The organism is Vibrio rumoiensis 1S-45 (assembly GCF_000286955.2).
In the GTDB taxonomy this organism is placed as follows: Bacteria; Pseudomonadota; Gammaproteobacteria; order Enterobacterales; family Vibrionaceae; genus Vibrio; species Vibrio rumoiensis_A.
In genome coordinates this window covers 25684-49800 of the sequence record NZ_AJYK02000001.1, presented here as the reverse complement: position 1 = coordinate 49800, position 24117 = coordinate 25684, and the positions used below count along the sequence as shown (strand labels likewise).

The window sequence follows — 24117 nt, the reverse complement described above, 5'->3', positions numbered from 1 at the left end:
GCGCACTATGCCACAGAGTAAAATTCGAAAGCTTTTGAAACTGCATAAGTGAAACGCTTTAACGCACACTATTCATGGGCTGGAAATATAAAAACCCAAATTAAAGCAGACGGATAACTTACAAAATAAAGGGAGGAGAGACTCCCCCCCCCTCAATCCTCAAGTGAGGACCATTTGACCTTATTTGGTCATGCGCTCCGCAACGGTATTTAGCGCTTCTTCTACTGATTGACGACCATTAACTACATTGCCAATCGCCGCTTTCTCTGCGTACCAGAAGGCTGACATTTGAGAAATATTTGGCATGATTTCTCCTGTTTCTGCGTTCGCCATGGTTGCCGCAATGCGTGGATCTTTGGCTAACTCTTCTTGATAAGAGGTTAAAGCAACAGCGCCTAGTGGCGTATCATCATTCACTGCTTTCAAGCCATCACGAGTTAGCATGTAGTTTTCAATAAACTCTACTGCTAAATCTTTGTTTGGTGATGCAGAGCTAATGCCCGCCGTTAATACACCTACAAATGGTTTTGAAGGATTACCATTAAACATTGGCAGTTTCGCTACACCGTAGTTGATACCGGCTTTATCAATGTTTGCCCAAGACCAAGGACCATTGATAGTCATTGCCACTTCACCTTTGTTAAAACCAGATTCCGCAATCGTGTAATCGACATCCGGTGAAATCACTTTTTGATCCACTAGGCCTTTCACAAAGCTCATCGCATTTTGCGCACCTTTGTTATTTACACCGACATCTTTCGGGTTGTAAGCGCCATTTTCAAACTTAAACGCATAACCACCATCGGAAGCTAATACTGGCCAAGTAAAGAAAGGTTCAGACAAGTTCCACATGATCGCTTTTTTGCCATCTTTTTGTAACTGCTTGTCTAGTGCTGCAATATCTTCCCAATTTTTTGGCGGAGTCTTAATAAGGTCTTTGTTATAAATAAGAGATAGCGACTCTACCGCGACAGGATAACCGATGTACTTACCTTCATAAGACACCGCATCCCATGTGAAATCTGCAAATTTCGATTTAAAATCAGCCGATGGTTTTACTTCTGCAAGTAAGCCCGCTTGAGCATAGCCGCCAAAACGGTCGTGCGCCCAAAGAACAATATCAGGACCATCGCCAGTAGAAGCTAATTGAGGAAATTTCTCTTCTAGTTTATCTGGGTGGGATACTGTTACTTTAATACCAGTATCTTCTTCAAACTTTTTACCTACTTCAGCAAGGCCGTTATATCCTTTATCACCATTGATCCAAATGGTGAGTTGACCTTCTTCAATAGCAGCATGCGCGCTAACACCACTTAAGGCTAGACTACATAAAATGGCAGTATTGAGGACTTTTCTCATTTCCATGATCCTTTCTATTGTTCTTATTTAAGTGTTACGCCTAAACGCAACAATTGTAGGGCTCGTTACACAAGCAATACCCTTATTAGGTATGGAAAAATAATGCGATAATTCCTATCCCCCCACATCCTCCTAACTTCTACGCCCCCCAGCAACAAAATGACTTTTGTGACTTAGATTCACAATCTTTTTTATCTCAAGCGAAAAATGGACAATAAACGTGAGCGGGCGCACATCATACTCCTGTCTACACCGCCAATTTGAATCTCAATAAAAAAGTGTGATCTATGCACTCATCCCCCTGAGTCCACCAAAAATTAACGAGTCAGGGATGAGGTTTATTGATTATTTTTCGGTAAGATAAATGCCATAGTCGCCTTTTACATTCATTTAAAGCATGTAAATAACGTATTAATAAACAGGCATTTAAGTAGCAACCCTTTCATAACATTGACTATTTAAATGATAAAAATATTAGAACAGTAACCAGAAGGAAGGCCAGATGACGAGTGTGACTCTACGAAAAGTTTGTAAAGCGTATGGAGACAACCTCATTTCTAAAGATGTAGATTTGGAGATCCAAGATGGCGAGTTTGTGGTCTTTGTCGGTCCATCCGGTTGTGGTAAATCCACTCTACTACGTTGTATTGCCGGTTTAGAAGATATTACTTCTGGTGAGCTTTTCATCGGCGATACCAAAATGAATGATGTCCCCCCTTCTGAGCGTGGTGTCGGCATGGTATTCCAATCTTATGCTTTGTATCCGCATTTAAACTTATTCGACAATATGTCGTTTGGCTTGAAGCTAGCGAAAGAAGATAAAGCAAAAATAAAATCTCGCGTTGATCATGCCGCGGATATTCTACAACTTGGTCATCTGTTAGAGCGTAAGCCAAAAGCGTTATCTGGTGGTCAACGTCAGCGTGTCGCGATTGGTCGTACTTTAGTCGCGCAACCGGAAGTGTTCTTATTAGATGAACCGCTTTCCAACCTAGATGCCGCGCTGCGTGTACAAATGCGTATTGAACTGGCCAAGCTGCATAAGAAACTTGGCTGTACCATGATCTACGTAACGCACGATCAGGTAGAAGCGATGACGATGGCAGATAAGATCGTCGTACTCGACGGTGGTAGTGTTTCTCAAGTTGGTAAACCATTAGAGCTTTATCACTACCCTGAAAACCGTTTTGTAGCTGGTTTTATTGGCTCACCAAAAATGAACTTCATCAATGTTCAAGTCAAAGAAGTGGAAGCAGAACGCGTAAAAGTAGAACTGGCTAGCCAAGCCTCATTCTGGATCCAAGTGGATAGTTCAAGTGTACAAGCTGGCGCACGAATGTCATTAGGTGTTCGTCCAGAGCATTTATTGCCAAGTGGCGAAGGTGATGTGGTGATTCAAGGTAAAGTACAAGTGGTCGAAAAACTCGGTAATGAAACTCAAGTTTACTTAAGCCTTGATAATGTCGATGCTGATTTCATCTACCGTGAAAATGACACTTTGGATGTCGATTCTGGCGATACTTTCCAAATCGGTATTCCAGCCCACCGCTGCCACCTATTCCACAGCGACGGTCGCGCGTGTAAACGCTTATTTAAAGAACGTGGCGTATAAGCAACATTCAATAATTCCCTTTAATGTCATATACCCAAGTAACTTCAAGGTGCGAGTTTCAGCAAGATTAAAACAAGTTTTAGGCAAGGCAAATTGAATATGATCATAGTCATTCTATCTCTGTTCAATTTAACGCAGCATAAAGCTTGTTTTAACTTGCCCTTTGGGAGCTTCATCCAAGCCTTTACTCTGCGTCAGATTCGTTTGAAAGGTGCTTACATTCCTACGCGAATCTTCCTTGTTTAAAGACTTGGATGATAGCTCTGAATTCTGCACCTTGAAGTCACTTGGGTATAGAAGTGCCTTTTGCCCCAAGCTAATGTTTGTTTGGGGCTTTTTTCTACTGATGAAACTGTGCTACTGCGTAAACGATTCTATCAGATAAACCATATTACTGAATAAACCATGACACAAAAATAAACGCGCCGAAAAGAAAGGTCGTTATCAATGCCGCATTGCCACCTTTTACTGTATAAACATGCCCGGATTGAGGCAACATATAGCTTGGTTTTCTTACTTGAATGACCATTGCAAGTGGTCCCCAAATTGCTAAGAACACTAAAATCATGCCCGCATAATCCAGCATGCTCACAAATTGATCCGAGAATAAACTGGCTAATAATAGCGGTAGCATAAAGGTCAACGCATAGCTTAATCCTTTGTGCTTAGAAATTGCGTCGCGGTTTTGATCATATAGCGCCATCGACACGCCAAGGAAAGATGTGATCAATGCCAATGCAGAAAATACGGCAATCACCCCTTTTAAGATCGAAGAGTGACCACTAAAGGCTTCAATCAGCTCAGAGATATGGTTGAATTGGCTGATTTTATCTGTACCTAAGTTTCCAACAATCGCAAACAGCCACACTAAATAGCACATCAATGGGATAACTGAGCCCAGTAGAACCATATTACGAAGTTGCTTTGGTGTTGCTTCACGGTTGTATTCCACCAACGACGGGATCACGACCATAGAGGCAAAACTGGTAAAGATCACTGTGCTGTATTTAACGACATCAAATAGCGTAAAATTGGCAGATTGCGTCAAGTAATCTATGTTGATTTTAGTAAATAACGAAGCGATAACCACGCACAGCATCACCACCATTAAGATAAATAATACTCGATTGAGTTTATCAATATAGCTTTTCCCTGAGACTACAATTGCCCCCATGAACAAACTAAAAATAGAGTAACAAATAGGGTTAGATACATTAAAACCAAGCCCTAAAAAGAGCTTATGTAACAAATCACCAATGCCTAAGCTGTAAGCCACCATCATGCAAAGTAGCAGCAAATAGAAGAACAAGTTCATGGCATGCTTGCCTTTCACACCAAGACTTGCCAGAGCAACGCTACTTAAACCAGAAGCCCCTTCTGTTTTTGTGCACGCCTCTGTCAACAATAGTGCTGCGTAAGTCGTGCCAAGAAAGATCACCAACATAAGCACAAGGCTCAATACAAAACCAAATTGAGCTAATACCATCGGAATCGCTAACATTCCCGCGCCTAAAGCGGTTCCCGATAGAATCAAAGCACTACCAAATAATTTCATATTCACAATACTGACCTTTCAATGTTCTTTATCGTTATTTTTTTAAGGCGCAGATTCTAACAGAATATTCTGAAGGTAATTTAAAAAACCGCTAAAACTAGGAAGGTAGTAGCATTAAATCTGAAATACTCACAAATAGCAGTGATAAGCTCTAATCACGACATGAACTGAAAAAGGATATGGAGAATAAAAATCAATATGCGGGAGATAATAAAATACAAACACGGCCGATCATTCACCAGGGTAATAATGGCCGCGTGAGTTATTACATGAAGCGCTCGTGATTAAAAATCACTTAACACCACAACCTTTCAAAATCATGCTTGTGAGAAACTCAGACGCTTGTGCATAATCTTGCCGAGTGAGGTTTTTCTTTTGCATCACACGGCAAATTTGCCAACCAAAGTCGGCATAAGTTTGTGTTGCGGCCCAAATAGTAAACATTAAATGATGAGGAGAAACCGGATCCATTAAGCCTTTTTCAATCCAAGATTCAAACTTCGCAAGTATCATCTCCGATTGTTGTTGCAATTCATTTTCAATGTCTTTTGGCAGCGATTGCCCACCAGACATTACTTCATTGGCAAATACTTTAGAAGCATCCGCATGATCGCGAGAGATGATGAGTTTGGTTTTGATATATTCAGTCAAGGCTTCGGTAGGATCGTCAAGCTCTTGGATTGGTTTTGAAGATTGTAATAAAGGAACGGTGACACTTTCTAATACCGCACGGTACAGATTGTCTTTCGAATTATAGTAATAATAAATATTCGGCTTAGGAATATTGGCTTCCTTGGCAATATCTGCAACTTTAGTGGCGGCATAACCATATTTAGCAAAATGTTGGCTGGCAGCTTCAATGATGGCGTGTTGATTGCGTTCTCTCACTTTGGCCACGTTATATTCTCCTTACTGTTCGATAATGACGCACTGTAAGTGTTTTAACATAGCCAACAATAAATTCATCTACTTTTTGTATAATCTGTTGCTTAATAGGCAAAAATTGCCGTGTCACCCTCAAACATTGGACTCGCTATACCGCAACGTCATCACAGCTACAGCAAATCAAACCAATAGCTCACCACAACTATACAATCAACAATTAGTACAACGGTTATCGCAATTCTCATTTCCTTTACCATCTACCGCAAACATTCATAAAAATTGGAATATGGGCGAAATAAAGTGCCCTACAGTTCTAAACCAGTACTAAGATCGAAGGCTCAGATATAAAAAACCATTCCAATAAAACAGTCATTCCCAAATGAAAATTAGACCTATAATAAAGCGATTAAAAATAAAATAATACTGACGTGAATACAATATAAGATTGAATAATTTATAATAAATAATACGGCTATTTTATTATTTTATATTGATTGAAATAGAATAATTAAACTTCACAGTAAAACTTAGCACTCACTCGCCACTGACAATCGGCTCACATTACCATGACATGGCTTAGTAAAACAATAAGTTAAATCAAAAACAGAAATGTAAAACTAGAAACTGCTAGATAAGGTAAATAGGACAGGTAGGACTTGATAACCATTCTCGTAAGAAATGTTGAAATTAATGGCTGAGGTATCTAATAACGTTCATTTATAACAGTCAAGTAGTAAAAAATCCCAAGTGACTTAAATAAATAGTTAACCCGTTGCACACAAAACTAAGGTTAAAATTCAAATCACTTGGGGCGCACTTAAAGGAGACAAAAAAGTGCGTTAAAAACCAAGTATTCACAATCGCTTCTATTTATTCCCAAATATGAATAAAAGCGATAAATCTAGGCAAAGACTTGGTTACATCCAAAATATATTATTCACCACGAATATTGTGATTCGCGAGTTTCTCTATCGCTTTGATCAAAGCTGAGTGATCCCAATTTGAACCATCCATGTCCGCACAATCACCAAACAAACTTTGAGTGCTGGCAGTATTTGGTAAGGTGATTCCAAGTTGCTCTGCGCCACTCAATGCTAGGTTTAAATCTTTTTGATGAAGTGAAATTCTAAAGCCCGGATCAAACGTGCCTTTCACCATTCTTTCACCATGTACTTCCAATACTTTAGAGTTAGCAAAACCACCCATCAGAGCTTCACGAACTCGCGCTGGATCGGCGCCCGCTTTCGATGCAAACACTAAGGCTTCTGCAACAGCTTCTATATTAAGGGCAACAATGATTTGGTTTGCCACTTTACAGATTTGACCTGCGCCGTTATCACCCACTAACGTGATGTTTTTTCCCATCACTTCAAAAAGTGGTTTAGCTTGTTCAAACGCCGCTTCATCGCCACCGACCATAATGGTTAGCGTGGCATTGATTGCGCCAACTTCACCGCCAGAAACCGGTGCATCTAGATACTGTGCGCCAGACTCTTTAATTTGTTTCGCGAACTCTTGCGTTTCAATCGGCGCAATCGAGCTCATGTCGATCACAAGTTTCCCAGCCGATAATCCTTGAGCAATACCATTGTCACCAAATAGTGCATCGGCAACATCTGGTGTGTTTGGTACCATAGTAATAATGATGTCTGCCACTTGAGCCGCTTCTTTGCCGCTATGCACCACGGTTGCGCCGCCATCGACAAGCTCTTGCGGTGGTGCCACAAAGTGATCAGACACCACAATGTGATACCCAGCTTTTTGTAAATTGACTGCCATTGGTTTGCCCATGATGCCAGTACCAATAAATGCTATTTTTTGAGTCGTCATAATATCGTCCTTAAATTTTTATCTTTATTCTGTAGATTCTAACTCTCGTGTTCATTTGAATATTCAATCTCATTCAATATTCAAAGCCACTCAATATTCTTGATTAACTGCCTAGGTTAGTTAGCCAGCCTAAACCTTCTTTGGTCGTGGTCTTCGGCTTATATTCACAACCAACCCAACCGTCATAGCCAATCGCATCTAAATGCTTGAACAAAAATGGATAGTTAATTTCACCGGTACCCGGCTCATGGCGGCCTGGGTTATCAGCTAACTGCACATGCTGAATTTGACCAATGTGTTCGCTCAACGTGGGCGCTAAATCCCCTTCCATGATTTGCATGTGATAGATGTCATATTGAAAATTCAGGTTATCGCTGCCCACTTTTTCAATGATGTCTAACGCTTGCTTGGTGTTGGTTAAAAAGAACCCCGGAATATCACGCGTGTTGATCGCTTCTGCAATCAAACTGATGCCATTTTCTTGCAAAGCTTGCGCGGCAAAACGTAAGTTAGACACAAATGTATCTTCCGCTTGTTGCTGGCTGACACCATTTGGCACAATGCCGGCTAGGCAGTTCACTTGGCTGCAATTGAGCACTTTTGCATAATGAATCGCTTTGGTTACACCTTGCTGAAACTCTTCTACTCGCGCAGGATCAACCGCGATACCGCGATCACCCGCTAGCCAATCACCGGCAGGTAAGTTAAATAACACCTGTTGAAGCTGGTTTGAGTCGAGCACGCTTTTAATCGTCTCTGCTTCAAAATCATAAGGAAATAAATACTCTACCCCTTGAAATCCAGCACTTGCGGCTTGTTCAAATCGCTGTAGAAAATCCACTTCGGTAAATAACATGGATAGATTGGCGGCAAATTTAGGCATAATGCTCTCCTTTCTTATGCATCAGTATTTATTGATTGAACGTAATGGCGGTTGGCGCATCGCCAGCATCATTCGCTAAGCTTTCAAATTCATTCACGCCATCGATCTCAACACCCATTGCCACGTTAGTGACACGCTCTAAAATGAACTCCACTACCACGGGTACTTGGTGTTTTGCCATTAGCTCTTTCGCTTGGGCAAAGGCCGCTGCTGCATCTTCAGGTTTGCGTACGCGAATCGCTTTACAGCCTAGCCCTTCTACAACCGCCACATGATCCACACCATAACCTTCCATTTCTGGGGCGTTTTGGTTATCAAATGCAAGCTGAACACAGTAATCAATATCGAACTGACGCTGAGCTTGGCGGATCAAGCCTAAGTACGAGTTATTCACCACGACATGAATGTAAGGCAGTTTAAATTGCGCCCCTACCGCTAATTCTTCGATCATAAATTGGAAATCGTAATCACCCGAAATCGCCACAATAGGACGTACCGGATCGGCAGCACGAACACCCAACGCAGCAGAAATCGTCCAACCTAATGGGCCAGCTTGACCACAGTTAATCCAATGGCGAGGTTTATACACATGCAAGAACTGCGCAGCCGCAATTTGTGATAAACCAATGGTGCTGACGTAACAGGTGTCTTCACCAAATGCTTTGTTCATTTCTTCATAAACACGCATTGGTTTCATTGGGACTTCTTCAAAGTGAGTTTTACGCAACATGCTGGCTTTACGCTCAATACATTCACTCACCCAAGTACCGGTGTTTTTCAACTTGCCTGCGGCTTTCATTTCTTTAGCCACTTCAAGGAATAACGTCAATGCGGATTTCGCATCAGAAACAATGCCAAGGTCTGGGCAGAACACACGACCAATTTGCGTTGGTTCAATGTCCACATGCACAAACTTACGGCCTTGCGTATAAACATCAACTGAACCGGTATGGCGGTTTGCCCAGCGGTTACCAATGCCTAATACAAAATCAGACGCTAGCATGGTGGCATTACCATAACGATGAGATGTTTGTAGCCCAACCATTCCAGCCATTAGCTCGTGATCATCTGGAATCGTGCCCCAACCCATTAGCGTTGGAATAACAGGCACATTCAAAAGCTCCGCCAATTCTTGAAGCTCAGCACTTGCCCCTGCATTGATCACACCACCACCAGAAACAATCAGCGGTTTTTCAGACTCAGTTAGCATGGTTAAGGCTTTTTCAACTTGAGCGCGGGTCGCACTTGGTTGGTATGGCTCTAATGGTTCATAAGTATCAATATCGAACTCAATTTCCGCCAATTGCACATCGATCGGTAAATCAATCAGCACAGGCCCAGGGCGACCAGAGCGCATAATATGGAAGGCTTGCTGGAATACGCGTGGCACAAGTGCCGGCTCTAATACTGTGGTTGCCCACTTAGTGACCGGTTTTGCAATAGACTCAATATCCACCGCTTGGAAATCTTCTTTATGCAAACGAGCGCGTGGTGCTTGCCCCGTAATACATAAAATTGGAATCGAATCAGCAGAAGCAGAATACAAACCGGTGATCATGTCCGTACCCGCAGGGCCAGACGTACCAATACACACACCGATGTTTTTATCATTAGTGCGGGTATAACCTTCCGCCATATGTGACGCACCTTCAACGTGACGCGCTAACACATGATCGATCCCACCAATTTTTTTCATTGCCGCATAAAACGGGTTGATTGCAGCACCCGGTACACCAAAGGCGATATCCACACCTTCTTTTTTTAACACTTCCACTGCTGCTTCAATTGCTTTCATTTTCGCCATAATCCAATTCCTTTTAATATTGTATACAATGAAAAATACATAATTCATTCTAGACACTGAAATCGAAATTGTGCAAATAAAAAACAACATTTATTTTTATTTACTGATGAAAAGAGAGATAAAGCGCTATAAACAAGGAAGTTATAGCTCATCGGATCTGTTAGGTCATATATTGAACAACCACACAAAACGTTAAATAAACTTTGATTTTTTGTGAAAACGAGGATATACCTAATGGAAAGTTAAAACATTAATGTACACAATTTTGTATAAAAATAAGAAATACCCATAATGGCATCAAGTAAAGAACCCCAAAGTTCTCTATTTAAGAATGACATTTAATGCTCGTACATGTTCATAAAGGAGACGATTATGCACAGCACTGAGGACCGTGAAACAGGCATGAAAACCCATGCTATTACAGTGGTCGGCGAACTAAAAACCGAACAACAAAAACAGATTCTTTCTCCAACGGCATTGGATTATCTCGATGCACTTGTGACGAAATTCAGCGCCCCATTAAAAGAGGCGTTAGATTTGCGCCGCCAACGTCAAGCACAGTTTGATACTGGTGAGCTACCTGATTTTCGCGCAGATACGCAACACATACGTGATGACAAAACTTGGAAAGTGGCACCGATCCCGAAAGTACTGCAAGACCGCCGTGTTGAAATTACCGGCCCTGTAGAACGTAAGATGGTGATCAACGCATTAAATTCAGGTGCCAAAGTCTTCATGTGTTGTTTTGAAGATGCCTCGTCACCAACATGGGAAAACATGTTAGATGGGCAGATAAACCTGAAAGATGCCAACGCTGGCACGATCAGTTACTTTGACGAGAAAAAAGGCAAGCAATACGATTTAGTCGCAAGCCCGGCTCAACTATTAGCTCGTCCTCGTGGCTTACATTTGCCAGAGAAACACATTCAATTTCAAGGGCAACCTATTGCTGGTTGCTTAATGGATTTTGCATTGTATTTCTTCCATAACTACCAAGCTCGCGCTGAAAAAGGCGAAGGTGTGTATTACTACATTCCAAAGCTAGAAAGTATGGAAGAAGCACAATGGTGGGATGATGTATTCCGCTTTACTGAAGAATACTTCAACGTAGAAATCGGAACCATTCGCGCCACAATTTTAGTTGAGACGCTTCCTGCGGTATTCCAAATGGAAGAGATCCTTTATGTGATGCGCGATCATATTGTTGCGATGAACTGTGGCCGTTGGGATTACATTTTCAGCTACATCAAAACGCTGAAAAACCATAAAGATCGTATTTTACCTGATCGCCATAGTGTTGGTATGGATAAGCCATTCCTAAACGCTTATAGCCAATTATTGGTAAAAACTTGTCATGCACGCGGTGCACTCGCCATGGGTGGAATGTCGGCCTTTATTCCGAATTCTGATCCTGCGGTAATGGAACAAGTGCTAACCAAAGTGGAAGAAGATAAAAATCGTGAGTCGTCTAACGGACACGATGGAACTTGGGTCGCACACCCGAAACTGGTTGACGTAGCAATGGGTATTTTCGATGAAAAGCTCGGTGGCAAAGTCAACCAAGTTGAATTTGATAGCAGCTATGTTGGTGAAATCACCGCAGAACAATTATTAGCGCCATGCCAAGGCCCACGTAATGAAGAAGGCCTACGTAAAAATATACGTATCGCACTTTATTACATTGAGTCTTGGATCAGTGGCGTAGGTTGTGTGCCGATTTATGGTCTGATGGAAGATGCTGCAACCGCCGAGATATCTCGCGCAAGCATCTGGCAATGGATCAAACACGGCGTACAACTGGATGATGGCCAAGTAGTAACAGAGGAGTATTTCCGAGCTCTGTTGGCTGAAGAACTGAATACCATTAAACAAGAAGTTGGCGAGCAACGTTATGCTCAAGGACGATTTGAAGAAACGGCCAAGATGTTCGATACCTTATCGACCCAAGACGATTTTGCAGAGTTCTTGACTCTACCAAGCTATCCGCTTCTTTGTTAATAGCCAATAGTTTGCAACTGCTCTTTGTTTCAATCGAGCCAAAGTATTGGAACAAAGAGTTTTTGTAAGCTTTATTAATGAGGATCTTGACCATGAGTTTGACACTACAACAAGCATTAAACATTACAGACGGTGCATTTAATTCCGCACTCAGTTTAAAAAGTGCTCCACTCACTGTGGCGGTATTAGACAGTGGTGGCAAACTGATTTCCCTGCAGCGGCAAGACGGTTCCAGCATGATGCGGCCCGACATTGCCATTGCCAAAGCATGGGGAGCATTAGCGTTAGGATGCTCATCAAGAAAATTGGCACAAGATGCCGATGCAAGGCCGGCCTTCATTTCCGCCATTAGTGTATTAGCCCATGGCAACATGGTACCTGTACCCGGTGGCGTGCTTATCCAAAATGAAACAAGACAAGTTCTTGGTGCAGTTGGGATCAGCGGCGATTTGTCTGATTTAGATGAAAAGTGTGCACTAGAAGGCATTTTGCATGCAAAGTTGTATTCATCTGATACTTAGATAAACTAAGGTCTATAATGTACAATATAAGGGCGTGTTTAATCATTAATTTAATTAATATTAATTAACAAATGAGCATCAACACGCCCTCTCAATTATTTAGTAGATTAGACTATGACCAAATTAAATAAGTTGTCCAATACAAAGATTCAAGCGAAAGCCAATAATCAAACACAAGATGATGTGGTGTACTGCCACATTTTTGATGCCATTTTGGAGCAGCGCTTACCACCAAGCACCAAGCTAAACGAAGAGTCATTGAGTGAAATTTTTGGTGTGAGCCGCACCATTATTCGTCGTTCATTACTACGTTTATCGCTGGAACAAGTAGTTGATATAAAACCTAACCGTGGTGCAACCGTTTCTGCCCCTACCATTGAAGAAGCCACGCAAATCTTAAAGGCTCGTGAAATCGCAGAGCTTGCCGTTACCGAACTGGCTACAGACAACTGTAATCCACAACAAATGCAAGTATTGCGCAATCTGGTTACCAGTGAAAATGAAGCCATTGCCAATGGCGATGTAGGTAAAGGGATTCGCTTATCTGGTGAGTTTCACATTGAGCTCGCGAAAATGGCAAAAAATGCCCCACTTCTCCATTTTTTACGCAGTTTAGTATCGCAAACATCTTTATTGATCGCTCAATATGAGGGCAGTAATAACAGTAATTGCTCTCAAGACGAGCATACAAATTTACTTAATGCGATTGAGTCTGGCGACAAAGTAAAAGCGCTAGACTTAATGGGCCATCACTTAATGCACATTCGCGCTAACTTAAATTTAAACGACGATGCAACATCGAGCGATCTGCATGTTGTGTTTTCTAATGTTATTCGCTCACGCGCTTAAATATTAACCATCCGCCCAAAACAATAATGCCCTGATTCCAAAAGAACCAGGGCATTATTTTATAAGTTATCGTTACTGAAGCACTTCTAAACTATCCACTTCAATGGAAGTATTGTTCCAATCTTTTTCAACTTCACCGCGTAGAACAATGTGGTTTTCTGGTGTAATCGTTCTGCCATACCAAATATCATTATCAATCTCGACGGTGATTTCTCCTGTCGAATCTTGGAAAACATAATCTTCATCACCGAGTGACATGATCAATCTACCCGTTAAATTCACTTTAGTATTATCACTGGCATTTAATGCGCTGATCACATCTTTAATAATATGTTTTGAACGAGACGGACCTTTAAAACCGCCTTGAGCCTGCACTACAACGGTTTGACTGTCAGCAGAAATTAAATGCTCATTGGCTAAACTAGGCATTGAAAATACCCCTAACAAACACACTAATAAAATCTTTTTCACAACAATCTTCCCCATATTAAGCTCAGATTCAATGTATTAAATTCTTTCTGTAGGGAGCATATTGCCCTACGCCGTGTGAAGAGAATGTGAAATTTTTACTCTTTAACTCACATAATCAAACAAATCAGAAAATCCTGATTTTTTTGCATTAAAAAAGCCCGCATTAATTTGCAGGCTTCTACCAAAAAAATTCAAATATCACCTCAATGACATAGGCAATAATTCAATCGATTATTTAACCTCAATGCTATCCACATCAATCGTTAATACATCTCGATCTTTATCCACTTCACCACGAAGAATCAAACTGTCTGACGTGGTAACTGTACGTCCGTACCATTGGTCATTATCAATTTCGACTGTGATCTCACCAGTCGTATCCGTAAATAAATACTTTTCATGCCCTAATGCACTTTTCAGTTTCCCGGTAAGCACTACTTTGGTGTCATCATTCGCATTCTTCGCTTCAGCAACCGTTTTAATAAACATATTGGCATCACTTGGCCCTTGGAAACCGCCTTGAGATTGAGCCCCTGCCGCACTAGGTGAAATCACTTCCGCCATAACAAAAGTTGGTAAAGAGAGTAAAGCCCCAAGCGCTAAAATTTTCATTGATTTCTTCATTTGTTCACCCATTTTATTATGTTTAGATTCATTCAAGAAACAGTGTTCTTGTTAAGTTAAAGCCATCTTAAACAATCAAGTGTGAAAGGTTCGTGAAAAATAAAAAGTTAAGTCACTTTGATGATTCGCTTTCAAAATCAACTTGAGCATAAAAATACTGACCATCATTTTCTGTCGTAAATTGCCAATCCATTCGTTCACAAATTCTCTCAATAATCACTAAGCCGCAACCATACCCTGCGTTATGAAGTTCATTGCCATCGTGCTGATTTTTTACTTTCAATGTGGTGTTCGTTAATTCAACAATGATATCGCTGGTGCTGTAGCTAAAGGCATTTTTTATTAAATTGGCCATGACAATATCGATAAAGCTTGGCGGGGCATCGACAAAGCCTGTCTCATGTTCGATCAATTGATAGCTTGCGTCTTGTTTAGCAAAATGTTGCGCCATGCTATCTAACACCCAAACCGCATGTTCAGACAGATCTTCATGTCCAATGTGATGCTGCTCTATTTCTTCTTTTCCTAATAATAAAAAAGCTTCGGTTAAGGTCTGCATTTGATTACCGGCGTGCTCAATTCGAGCAACCGCTTTTTGAGCAATTCTTGGTTGATCGGGCACTTTCTTTAATAATTCCGTTGAGCCTTTCACCACCATAATGGGGGTTCTTAGTTCATGGGAAGCAAATTGGCTGAACTCTTGTTCGCGGATAAAAAAGGAGGCTATTTTTTCTTTACTTTCCAGTAAGGCTTGCTCAATGCTTTGAGTTTCTTTATACAATGTATCGATTTCAAAACTCGGTTTATCTGGAGCCATAAACCGTATTTTCTCTTCGATTTTCATCAGTGGGGCTGTCAACAAGCGTACGAAATACAATCCATAAGCCATGACGACAATCAAAAATACAGCGCCAACTAAGAACGTTATAAGGTGCAGTTGATCTTCGTAATCATCTAAATAGTCATCGGCGTCATCTTGATAGACAACATAAAGCCAACCTCTGCCGGATGGGTGCTTGCTAACAAGGAAGTGCTTATCTTCTTTACCAAGTTGTTCTTCAAAAAAGCCGGGGCGGGTATAAGGGGCGAGCCAATCTGGCCTTTCTTCTTCCGACCAATAGGTATCGAGTTCTTGTGGGTCTGGTTTATAGGCTTTGAAACCATAGATTCGGTAATTTTGAATGTATTCTTGTGTTTCCGTAGTGAGGCGGTGTTCAAGGCTAATCACTTCTAAGCGATCTTGAGCCAAGTAGATTAACCCCCAAAACAGAGCAAACATTACGCTGGTCAGCACAATAAAGATCAATCTAATTTTACGAGATAAACTGGGTGCGTTAGTCATCTTTTAATCGATACCCTTGGCCATGTAGTGTTTCTAATCGTGATGTTTCAAAACCCTTATCTAATGCACTTCTCAGACCATAAATATGGCTACGCAAAGAATCACTGGATGGGCTCTCATCTCCCCACACTTCAGAAATAACTGCGTCTTTACTCACAATGGCAGGGGCATTTTGCATTAATAGTTTGAAAATGGTGCGCTGTATTTTGCTGAGCTTTATCGGCTGATTAGCGCGACTGGCTTCATTGGTTTGGAGGTTCATGGTTAGATCTGCAAAATTTAACTGACCCACATCAATTCTAGGGCCACGGCTATGTAACGCACGAAGACGTAAGCACAGCTCTTCCATGGCGAAGGGTTTATTTAAAAAGTCATCCCCGCCGGAATTAAAGGCTTGAATTTTATCATCCAAGGTATCTTTTGCGGTTAAAAAGAGGATTGGTGTATTACAAAACAGTTCATCTCGTAATGTTTTTACTGCCGTAATCCCATCCATTTTAGGCATCATTATATCCATAATAATCACATCATAATGATTTTCTTGGATCAGTTTTATCGCACTTTCGCCGTGGTAAGCGCAGTCTGCCACTATGCCTTCAAGTTCAAGATAGTCCATGATCGTCTCGACCACACTGTGGGTATCATCAACAATTAATACTTTCATAACAATGCTCACCTTACCCTGACAATTTAACTTTATTTCTTCACGTTTACTTAACGCTTGCCTAGTTAAGATACCTGTAAATGATGTAATCACAACCAAACAATAATAATAAAAGAGGTATACCATGAAGAAAACTTTACTATGCGTATCGATTGCTGCCCTACTTTCAGCATGTGGTGGTGGAGGTGGTGGCGACGCTTCTACCGATAACGGTAATAACAATGGTGGTAATACTGTAACCACACCAACTCAATTAAACGGTGTTGCCACTTCAGTAACGAGCACAAAAATCACTATTGGTGGTTATAGCTTAGATGCACAAAATGCAAAAGTAACCTATAACGGTCAAGCAATGACGCTGCAAGATATCCAAAGCGGCATGCGCATTGAAGTCGATACCAACGGCCAAGGCCAAGCAGAAAGCATTGAACTAGACCCAAGCCTATTAGGTCCTATCACCGCGGTTAGCGATGATACGATTACGGTAAACGGCACAACACTTTCATCTTCAACCTCCTCTGTTCAAGGCTATGCGGCATCAAGCTATCAAGTTGGTGATTGGGTATTTGTAAATGGCTATATTACTGCTTCTGGCCAATGGCAAGTAGAAGGCGTGTTTGAAGTCGACCCAATGTTTGAAGCAGAAATTGAAGGTACAGCATCACAAGTGACCGCAACCAGTTTCTTTATTGGTAGCACAGAGATTGACTACTCTACGGCGCAATTAGAAGACGGTAATCCAGTTGATGGTGATTGGGTAGAAGTTGAAGGTAACTTGAATCAAGCCGGTGTTTTTGTTGCAACCGAAGTTGAAGTTGAAAATGACGATCAATTCGATGATGTTGAGTTAGAAGGCACAATAAGCTGGGTAAACCATGACCAAAGCTTAATTGAGTTAAATGGCCGCACCAAAATTGCCATTAATTCATCAACACGCTTTGAAGATGGCCAACAAAGTGATTTAGCCGAAGGCAAACAAGTCGATGTTGATTTAAACAGCACTGAAACTGGTTTAGTGGCACTTGAAGTGGAATTTGAAGGTAACTCTTCTAACTCGTCAAACAACACTAAGTTTGCTCTTGCAGGTACATCCACTTATGTAGATGCTACTCACTTCACCATAAATGGTCAGAGTTTCTTAGTTGATAGCCGCACTGAATTTGATGATCGTTTAACTATGAATACGATTAACAATGCAAATATCGAAGTAGAAGGTGTTGAATCGAAAGATGCTGCAGGGAATACCTCTTACTTAGTAAAAGAAATTGAAGCGGTTGATGCCAATGAAAATGAGATCGATTTAGAAGGCACAATTCAAAACAGCGATATTTGGGGATACCAAGCGACCGATGGTTCTTTAGATTCATTTACCAACGGCTCTCATGTTGATGTTGAATGTACTATAGTAACGCTTAACACTCAGGTGAGTAACTGCCGTATCGATGACTAATTGATACTTCATACTCTTACGAAAACGGCTGTCGATATTCTCGGCAGTCGTTTTTTATCGATTCAATAAACTATCCCCTAAAATAGTTGAAGTTTCAGTGAGACAGCAAGTATAAAGGGTATGTAGACATCGTATGAATAGTAGCGTTGGTCAATTTAATTATCAGCCCAACATAAAATGTTAAATATATATTCAACCGACTCTAGTATGAAAGTGTCAACCTTATTTAGAAGACAGGGAACATGTTATAAAAAAGCTACGTAAGTACGTGGCTTTTTCTACTGGAGGGGAAATATAACGTTTAAACTTGAGCCATCAATAACGCTTTATTACGCTCAATAACACTGATTGAAACTGCTAAAAACATCACATCTTTAACTAAAAAGAAGTTTGTGATTAAGATGCCATCAGACATTGACCAAGCATCAGGAGTCGTCACTAAAAAGCTTAATGTCACGACAAAAAAAAGCTGCACTCTGAATGTATTCAAAGTACAGCTCGTGGATTTAATAAATTGGAACCATTAAAAATTTACTAGATTTACACCCCTTTTGGAGGATTAAATGCTTCCGTTTCTAGTTGGTCTCCAACCCACTTTTCCACTTTCACTAAAGCTGAGTTTGCCGCACAACCGTTGGCTAAACGCGACGTTGGAATATCTAAGGTTAATACATTTGGCCCACCATTTCGGCAAATGCCTAATTTAGGATCAAAGTCTGGCCATGCACCTTCGTGAATACACACCGAACCTTGCTTAATGCCATCAGTGACACTTGCGCCAGCCAGCACTTGACCACGTTGATTAAATACTCGCACTACATCGCCAGTTTTGATACCTCTTTTTTGAGCATCATTTTCGTTGATAAGGATCGGCTCTTTATTAGCAATCGCATACTCTTTACGAATATCGGCGTAATTAAATTGGCTATGCAAACGATACGCAGAGTGCGCTGTCATCAACTGTAATTCACCTTCTTTCGCCGAACCGGTATATTCTGTTGGTTCAAGCCATGTCGGGTGTGCTGGGCAGTCTTTTAAACCGTAACTTTCTAGCGTTTTCGAGTAAATCTCGATTTTCCCACTTGGCGTACCTAGCGGGTTTAACACAGGATCTTTACGGAAATCGGCAAAGCGCACAAATTTCGCCGCTTCTTCATTCCACTTCATTTCTAGGTATTCATTCGCTTCCCAGAATTTGGTGAAGTTCGGCATTGGCACGCGAGCATTACGCCCACCTTTTTGTGCTTTCTTATAGAAATCACGCAACCAGTCCATTTCTTCACGGTCTTCGGTATACACGCGACGACCACCTTTAAACAGATGTTCAGAAAGCGAGGCAAAGACTTCAAAATCGCTCTTCGATTCCCCTTCCGCTTCAACCGCTTGCTTCATTGGTGAGATAAACTGATTACTGTAATCCCCCACCATGGTCATGTCATTACGTTCAAAACTGGTGGTGATCGGGAACACGATGTCTGCGTGTTTCGCCGCCGCTGTCCAGTAGATCTCATTAATGACAACAACATCTAACTTGTTCCACGCTTTCACCAAACGGTTTGTGTCTTGATGTTGGGTGAAGTTGGCACCACCCGATGTCCATAACATACGAACATGTGGGAAAGTACGAGTTTGACCATTATGTTGGTACTCTTTACCAGGGTTTTCCATTGCCTCAACAATACGGGCAACCGGGAATGCGTTAACCACACCACCCACGTTCAGGCCTGCTGTAAAGTTTTCATCAATGGTTGCCGTCATTGCAGGTAATACACCAGCATCACGCGCTGGGTTACCACCGTTTGAATAATGGTAAGAGAAACCAAAACCGCCACCCGGCAAACCAATTTGACCAAGCATTGCGGCCAAGGTGGTGATCATCCAGTGACGCTGCTCACCAAATTGTTGACGTTGAATTCCCCAACCTGCCATTAACATGGTGCGGTTTTTCGAAAATATATCCGCTAGTACTTCGATTTGTTTTGCCGGCACACCCGTGATGTTCTCAGCCCAAGCTGAATCTTTCACAATGCCGTCACTGTCACCTTGCAGATATTGATTAAATTGCTCAAAGCCTTGAGTGTACTTTTTCAAGAACGTCTCATCATGCTTCTTATTCTTAACCAAGGTATGTGCAATACCCATCGCAAGCGCGACATCCGTCATTGGGTTAGGCGCAATCCACTGTGCATTATCACCAAAAAAATTAATGGTTTCAGAGCGGATTGGATCGATTGCGATCACCGTCTTACCAGATTTTTTCAGCTGATGGAAAAACTCAAGCCCTTGGCTATCTGCCGCTGTCCAAGCTATTTCTAAGGTATTGATTGGGTTCATACCCCAAAGCACAACGACCTCACTGTTTTCCATTACAACAGGGTATGTGGTTTGTTGTTCATACACTTCGATCGAGCCGACCACATAAGGCATGATGACCTGTGCTGCACCCGTTGAGTAGTCACCTAAATAACCGACATAACCACCAGCTAGCGCCATATAACGTTGCAGTAAAGTACGCGCATCGTGCAATACGCCACTTGAGCGCCAACCGTAAGACCCAGCATAAATGGCTTCTGGACCATAAGTATTGCGGATTCGCATGTGTTGTTCATGAGCAAGTTCTAAAGCTTTCTCCCAAGATACGCGTACATATTCATCTTTACCGCGAACACCGGTTGGATTTTCAGGGTTTTCTAAAAAGCCTTTACGCACCATTGGGTATTTTACACGCGCCTTAGTATAAACTTGAGAAGGCCCGGTACTTTGAAGATGATTCACCACGCTTTGAGGCAAAGCATTGGTGGTTTCAACTAACTTTCCATCTTCAACTTTTGCTTTCAAGATCCCCATTCGACCCGCAGTGATCACATAACCACGATCGGAAATATTAGCGCTAGCAGAAGCAGGTAATGGAACGATACTACTAATGGCTAACGCCCCTGCAGAAGCACTCGCACCTTTTAAAAATCCACGACGGGAGATATTCATATTACTCATAATTCTTACTCCTGCCCTTTCATATCTTTTGCGTGATACTGGAAGAATTTAGTTAAGATTTCTAAATTCGCATCGGAAATATCAGTACGAGAACCCATGGTTTTCACCACTGATGGCCAAGCATTCACAGTAAAGTGGCTTGTTGGGATCTTAGCGTGACAGGTCGAGCAATACACATTGTCGAGATCTTTTGCGTATTTCCAAATCGGGTCACGAGAAGTTAATACTGGGCTCTCAATATCACCTTTTAGCGTCGCACTGCGCCATTCATTGCCATAGTGATCTTTTTCATATTCGCCGACGTTAAGTGCTTTTTGACCTTTATCCGTCAAATTAGCCAAAATGGCGCGCTTACCATTATCGAGGTATAAAATTTGTTCCGCACCTTTCATTTGGTAACCAGAAAGCGTCACCGAACGCTTAAGACCATCCGCTTTTTCTACCGTTAATGCTGTCGTAGGATTAATGGTGGCTAAATCCCCCATCTTAACCCTATCCAAGGTATAAACCTCTTTAACATCTGCTGGGGTTTTCTTCGCAATATCGATCAAGTGATCAAACTCAGATGTATCCAGCTTTTGTTGAGGTGCCATGTGGGCCACACCTTTGTGACAATCAATACACGTTTGACCATCTTTTTGTGCTGACAGGTGCATTTCACGTGCGCCTTTCGGCTGATCGAAAACTTCCATTGCATCAAAACTATGACAAGAGCGACAAGTCGCAGAATCATTGGCTTTTAACTGAGACCAAACCGTTTCTGCCATTTCCAAACGGTGGGCTTCGTATTTTTCCTCAGTGTCAATCTTACCGGTGACAAATTCATGATAAATATCTTTCGACGCACGAATCTTAGTCCATAAATAAGCAAACGTACTGTGGGTCGGAATATGACAATCAGCACATTCGGCACGAATACCTTTGTCATTACTGAAGTGCACAGAACCTTGGTACTCTTTAAAAGGTTTTTCCATAGTGTGGCAAGACACACAAAATTCTGTCGTTGAAGTGGCATGCAGCACGACTTGAGTTCCCCCAAACGTAATCCAGCCAATTACCACACCGATAATAGCGATGATGGCAATATATCTTTTTTTCATAGTTATTTTCCTTACGAAACCACAAGTCAGATTTACTTATATTTATTACTACTTAAGGATAGGTTCTGAATGCGAAAAATAACAAATATCTCAACAAAATTAATGACTAACTTATTAAGTTTTGATTTTTATGAACGGCAAACACAGTCATAACTACCTATTAAGAGGTATATTAGATGATATGTAAGGTAAAAACATTATTTAAGGTCAAGAAAGTATAAAAATATAAAATAAAACAAAGAAGTACAGGATAAAAGCCCACAGAACTATTAAGCAACCTTAGGTTGTCTCAATATCGAAGCCATGTAACCAACAACCAGTAAATTGATCACTAAAGCGCCAACGGTAATCACATCGACTTGTTTGATTAATTCATAGATTTCAAAAGGGATATAAATAGCACCACTGACCAGAGCAAACCATTCCGTCCAACGTTTGGCGCGCCATAAACCATACGATTCAACAAAACGAATTACGCTGTAAAGTAAGATACCGACAGTGATCAGGTTAACATTAGCTGGTGTTATGTCTCCGACCTTTTCGATCAGCATGTGAGGGTAATAACTAGCAGGATTCAAATGGCAATGGCGGATCAAATCGATCACAATTTTCTGAGCATCATGGCTGAATAAGGTATACAGACCTAGTCCAACAAGCACAGCTAGAACCCCTTTTGAGGCTTCTAACATAGCAACCACTCTTAAACCGACTTGTTGAGACATTGGTATTCCTTACAGGCGAAAAATAGATTCAGATGTTTGTTCGGTTCAGTCTCGCCATTTGATAAGCATTCACATACTCACCATTGCGAAATGCATAGTTTTGTAATTCACCTTCTATCTGAAAACCAAATTTCTTATAAAGCGCAATTGCTGAGTCATTATCGACATAAACCGTCAATTCAATACGTTTTATATTCAACCAGCTATCGCATAAATCAATCATAGTAGAAAGCAAAGCACCACCGACACCTTGCCCTTGAAAATCATCATGAACGCCCATTCCAAAATACGCAACATGGCGACGGCGAGGATTAACACATAACTCCACACCTAAATTACCAACCACTTTGCCATCAACTTCCGCGACATAAGTATAGACATTAGCAGGTACGTTTTGCAGGCGTTCTTGCCACATTTTTAGTGATGGATTAGGGAGTTGCAATGTACCAGAATAGGCATTCGGGCATTCATAAATCGCTTTTATGGCTTCAATGTCACGGGTTTCACTGTGACGAACAGACACATGCGGCATTCACAACTCCTTTCCTTTGATTTTTATCGATTTCTTTTCAAATCAATATCACAAATTAATCGCTATCCTGCAATCAATAAAACCGACTTCACAGACTTCTCACAAAACTGTATGTCAAAACAACGATTGCTTTAAGTCAGAACAAAAAAAAAGCGACATAGGATCATCCCCTATGTCGCTTCGTCTTACCCATTTGACAGGTCATTCACTGGTTATCTGTTTAGAATAACCAGATAAATGTCCGATTAAACGAATTTTTCAAATACTGAATCAACCGGTGTTTCTGAAAGGTGATTCGTGTAATTACTGATCACTTTTTGCGATAAACCCAAAACAATTTCAAGCAATTGACGCTGACCATAACCGGCATTGAAGAAACTCGTAATTTCTTCTTCTGAAAGCTGCCCACGCTTACGAACCATGCTTAAAGTTGTGTCGTGCAGAACTTGTAATTTTTCCGTTGGCATCGGCTCTTTATTACGTAATGCCGTATTTAGATCGGCATCAACTTTCATCGCTAACGCAATACCAGTATGCGCAGGTACACAGTAGTGGCACTCATGCTCCACATTAATGGTTTGCCATACTACGGTTAATTCTTCGGCATTAAATGATGACTTAGAAAATAATTCATGCAGTACTTGATAACCTTCAAGTAACCCAGGCGCTTCTGCCAATACGCCATGCAGATTCGGAATAAAGCCATTTGCTTTTAATGAACGTTCTAAACCTGGTTTGCTTGCTTCTGGTGCTGATTCGACATCATGAATTTTGAAATGACTCATATTGTTATCTCCAACTCTCTATAAAAATGCAGTTTGTGTTCTGCGTTGGAAATAATATAAGTGGATTTGAACGAACGTTCAAGATAAAATTGAACAAATGTTCAAAATAATTTAATACTCAATGCCATTGAAGCAGC

General features: G+C 41.2%; 20 protein-coding genes and 1 pseudogene. 5 read left to right on the top strand and 16 right to left on the bottom strand.

Annotated features, from left to right (window positions below):
• Window positions 1-180: 180 nt before the first annotated feature.
• Window positions 181-1359 (bottom strand): maltose/maltodextrin ABC transporter substrate-binding protein MalE, encoded by a 1179-nt coding sequence (gene malE, locus A1QC_RS00170; RefSeq protein ID WP_017024861.1) that lies wholly within the window; start codon window positions 1357-1359, stop codon window positions 181-183.
• 502 nt (window positions 1360-1861) lie between these two features.
• On the opposite strand from malE, the gene malK reads away from it, so the two are divergent.
• Window positions 1862-2971, top strand: a complete 1110-nt coding sequence (malK, locus tag A1QC_RS00165) for a maltose/maltodextrin ABC transporter ATP-binding protein MalK (RefSeq protein WP_017024860.1) — start codon at window positions 1862-1864, stop codon at window positions 2969-2971.
• 391 nt (window positions 2972-3362) lie between these two features.
• Here the strand turns inward: malK and A1QC_RS00160 are convergent, their stop codons facing one another.
• The 5 genes from A1QC_RS00160 to gcl form a co-directional block, all read right to left on the bottom strand.
• On the bottom strand, window positions 3363-4526 hold the full coding sequence (locus tag A1QC_RS00160) for an amino acid permease (RefSeq protein ID WP_017024859.1): 1164 nt from the start codon (window positions 4524-4526) through the stop codon (window positions 3363-3365).
• A gap of 291 nt (window positions 4527-4817) precedes the next feature.
• A complete protein-coding gene (locus A1QC_RS00155) occupies window positions 4818-5423 on the bottom strand; it encodes a TetR/AcrR family transcriptional regulator (RefSeq protein ID WP_017024858.1) in 606 nt (201 codons plus the stop codon).
• Window positions 5424-6344: 921 nt separating this feature from the next.
• Window positions 6345-7241, bottom strand: a complete 897-nt coding sequence (locus A1QC_RS00150; protein ID WP_017024857.1) for a 2-hydroxy-3-oxopropionate reductase — start codon at window positions 7239-7241, stop codon at window positions 6345-6347.
• A 103-nt stretch (window positions 7242-7344) separates the two neighbouring features.
• Window positions 7345-8124: a hydroxypyruvate isomerase gene (gene hyi, locus A1QC_RS00145; RefSeq protein ID WP_017024856.1), complete on the bottom strand. Its 780-nt coding sequence runs from the start codon at window positions 8122-8124 to the stop codon at window positions 7345-7347.
• 28 nt (window positions 8125-8152) lie between these two features.
• Window positions 8153-9928, bottom strand: coding sequence for a glyoxylate carboligase (gcl, locus tag A1QC_RS00140; RefSeq protein WP_017024855.1), 1776 nt, complete (start codon window positions 9926-9928; stop codon window positions 8153-8155).
• Window positions 9929-10330: 402 nt separating this feature from the next.
• Here gcl and aceB point away from each other — a divergent pair, with 402 nt between their 5' ends.
• From aceB to A1QC_RS00125, 3 genes are all read left to right on the top strand, one after another.
• Complete coding sequence (gene aceB / locus A1QC_RS00135) at window positions 10331-11926, top strand: malate synthase A (RefSeq protein WP_431305829.1); 1596 nt, start codon at window positions 10331-10333, stop codon at window positions 11924-11926.
• 92 nt (window positions 11927-12018) lie between these two features.
• Window positions 12019-12447, top strand: coding sequence for a GlcG/HbpS family heme-binding protein (locus tag A1QC_RS00130; protein WP_017024853.1), 429 nt, complete (start codon window positions 12019-12021; stop codon window positions 12445-12447).
• Window positions 12448-12561: 114 nt separating this feature from the next.
• Window positions 12562-13296 (top strand): GntR family transcriptional regulator, encoded by a 735-nt coding sequence (locus tag A1QC_RS00125; protein WP_017024852.1) that lies wholly within the window; start codon window positions 12562-12564, stop codon window positions 13294-13296.
• Between the two features lie 72 nt (window positions 13297-13368).
• Here the strand turns inward: A1QC_RS00125 and A1QC_RS00120 are convergent, their stop codons facing one another.
• The 4 genes from A1QC_RS00120 to A1QC_RS00105 all read right to left on the bottom strand — a co-directional run bounded on the left by A1QC_RS00120 (window position 13369) and on the right by A1QC_RS00105 (window position 16397).
• Window positions 13369-13767, bottom strand: coding sequence for a YgiW/YdeI family stress tolerance OB fold protein (locus A1QC_RS00120; RefSeq protein WP_158006019.1), 399 nt, complete (start codon window positions 13765-13767; stop codon window positions 13369-13371).
• 231 nt (window positions 13768-13998) lie between these two features.
• A complete protein-coding gene (locus A1QC_RS00115) occupies window positions 13999-14391 on the bottom strand; it encodes a YgiW/YdeI family stress tolerance OB fold protein (protein ID WP_039836335.1) in 393 nt (130 codons plus the stop codon).
• Window positions 14392-14503: 112 nt separating this feature from the next.
• On the bottom strand, window positions 14504-15733 hold the full coding sequence (locus A1QC_RS00110; protein ID WP_017024849.1) for a sensor histidine kinase: 1230 nt from the start codon (window positions 15731-15733) through the stop codon (window positions 14504-14506).
• A complete protein-coding gene (locus tag A1QC_RS00105) occupies window positions 15726-16397 on the bottom strand; it encodes a response regulator transcription factor (RefSeq protein WP_026025787.1) in 672 nt (223 codons plus the stop codon). Before A1QC_RS00105 ends, A1QC_RS00110 begins: the two co-directional genes overlap by 8 nt.
• A 124-nt stretch (window positions 16398-16521) precedes the next feature.
• On the opposite strand from A1QC_RS00105, the gene A1QC_RS00100 reads away from it, so the two are divergent.
• Complete coding sequence (locus tag A1QC_RS00100) at window positions 16522-17847, top strand: DUF5666 domain-containing protein (protein WP_017024847.1); 1326 nt, start codon at window positions 16522-16524, stop codon at window positions 17845-17847.
• A gap of 301 nt (window positions 17848-18148) precedes the next feature.
• Here the strand turns inward: A1QC_RS00100 and A1QC_RS15310 are convergent.
• The 6 genes and pseudogenes from A1QC_RS15310 to A1QC_RS00075 form a co-directional block, all read right to left on the bottom strand.
• A pseudogene (locus tag A1QC_RS15310) lies at window positions 18149-18313 on the bottom strand (DUF417 family protein); the annotation flags it as partial.
• Between the two features lie 74 nt (window positions 18314-18387).
• Window positions 18388-20841: a molybdopterin guanine dinucleotide-containing S/N-oxide reductase gene (locus tag A1QC_RS00095; RefSeq protein WP_017024845.1), complete on the bottom strand. Its 2454-nt coding sequence runs from the start codon at window positions 20839-20841 to the stop codon at window positions 18388-18390.
• A gap of 5 nt (window positions 20842-20846) precedes the next feature.
• Window positions 20847-21941 carry a NapC/NirT family cytochrome c gene (locus tag A1QC_RS00090; protein ID WP_017024844.1) on the bottom strand — a complete coding sequence of 365 codons (1095 nt, stop codon included), beginning with the start codon at window positions 21939-21941 and terminating at the stop codon, window positions 20847-20849.
• Between the two features lie 269 nt (window positions 21942-22210).
• Window positions 22211-22663 (bottom strand): DUF2127 domain-containing protein, encoded by a 453-nt coding sequence (locus tag A1QC_RS00085; RefSeq protein ID WP_017024843.1) that lies wholly within the window; start codon window positions 22661-22663, stop codon window positions 22211-22213.
• A gap of 28 nt (window positions 22664-22691) precedes the next feature.
• The gene (locus A1QC_RS00080; RefSeq protein ID WP_017024842.1) at window positions 22692-23195 is read right to left on the bottom strand and encodes a GNAT family N-acetyltransferase; all 504 of its coding nucleotides are present in this window, start codon (window positions 23193-23195) and stop codon (window positions 22692-22694) included.
• Between the two features lie 245 nt (window positions 23196-23440).
• Window positions 23441-23980, bottom strand: coding sequence for a carboxymuconolactone decarboxylase family protein (locus tag A1QC_RS00075; protein ID WP_017024841.1), 540 nt, complete (start codon window positions 23978-23980; stop codon window positions 23441-23443).
• Window positions 23981-24117 lie beyond the last annotated feature (137 nt).

Excerpts from the sequence above, each read along its gene's own strand:
- hyi (WP_017024856.1), bottom strand. The coding sequence starts at position 8,124 with ATGCCTAAATTTGCCGCCAATCTATCCATGTTATTTACCGAAGTGGAT.
- A1QC_RS00130 (WP_017024853.1), top strand. The coding sequence starts at position 12,019 with ATGAGTTTGACACTACAACAAGCATTAAACATTACAGACGGTGCATTT.
- A1QC_RS00100 (WP_017024847.1), top strand. The coding sequence starts at position 16,522 with ATGAAGAAAACTTTACTATGCGTATCGATTGCTGCCCTACTTTCAGCA.
- malK (WP_017024860.1), top strand. The coding sequence starts at position 1,862 with ATGACGAGTGTGACTCTACGAAAAGTTTGTAAAGCGTATGGAGACAAC.
- A1QC_RS00150 (WP_017024857.1), bottom strand. The coding sequence starts at position 7,241 with ATGACGACTCAAAAAATAGCATTTATTGGTACTGGCATCATGGGCAAA.
- A1QC_RS00160 (WP_017024859.1), bottom strand. The coding sequence starts at position 4,526 with ATGAAATTATTTGGTAGTGCTTTGATTCTATCGGGAACCGCTTTAGGC.
- A1QC_RS00080 (WP_017024842.1), bottom strand. The coding sequence starts at position 23,195 with ATGCCGCATGTGTCTGTTCGTCACAGTGAAACCCGTGACATTGAAGCC.
- A1QC_RS00090 (WP_017024844.1), bottom strand. The coding sequence starts at position 21,941 with ATGAAAAAAAGATATATTGCCATCATCGCTATTATCGGTGTGGTAATT.
- A1QC_RS00095 (WP_017024845.1), bottom strand. The coding sequence starts at position 20,841 with ATGAGTAATATGAATATCTCCCGTCGTGGATTTTTAAAAGGTGCGAGT.
- gcl (WP_017024855.1), bottom strand. The coding sequence starts at position 9,928 with ATGGCGAAAATGAAAGCAATTGAAGCAGCAGTGGAAGTGTTAAAAAAA.
- A1QC_RS00085 (WP_017024843.1), bottom strand. The coding sequence starts at position 22,663 with ATGTCTCAACAAGTCGGTTTAAGAGTGGTTGCTATGTTAGAAGCCTCA.
- malE (WP_017024861.1), bottom strand. The coding sequence starts at position 1,359 with ATGAGAAAAGTCCTCAATACTGCCATTTTATGTAGTCTAGCCTTAAGT.
- A1QC_RS00105 (WP_026025787.1), bottom strand. The coding sequence starts at position 16,397 with ATGAAAGTATTAATTGTTGATGATACCCACAGTGTGGTCGAGACGATC.
- A1QC_RS00125 (WP_017024852.1), top strand. The coding sequence starts at position 12,562 with ATGACCAAATTAAATAAGTTGTCCAATACAAAGATTCAAGCGAAAGCC.
- A1QC_RS00075 (WP_017024841.1), bottom strand. The coding sequence starts at position 23,980 with ATGAGTCATTTCAAAATTCATGATGTCGAATCAGCACCAGAAGCAAGC.
- aceB (WP_431305829.1), top strand. The coding sequence starts at position 10,331 with ATGAAAACCCATGCTATTACAGTGGTCGGCGAACTAAAAACCGAACAA.
- A1QC_RS00115 (WP_039836335.1), bottom strand. The coding sequence starts at position 14,391 with ATGAAGAAATCAATGAAAATTTTAGCGCTTGGGGCTTTACTCTCTTTA.
- A1QC_RS00110 (WP_017024849.1), bottom strand. The coding sequence starts at position 15,733 with ATGACTAACGCACCCAGTTTATCTCGTAAAATTAGATTGATCTTTATT.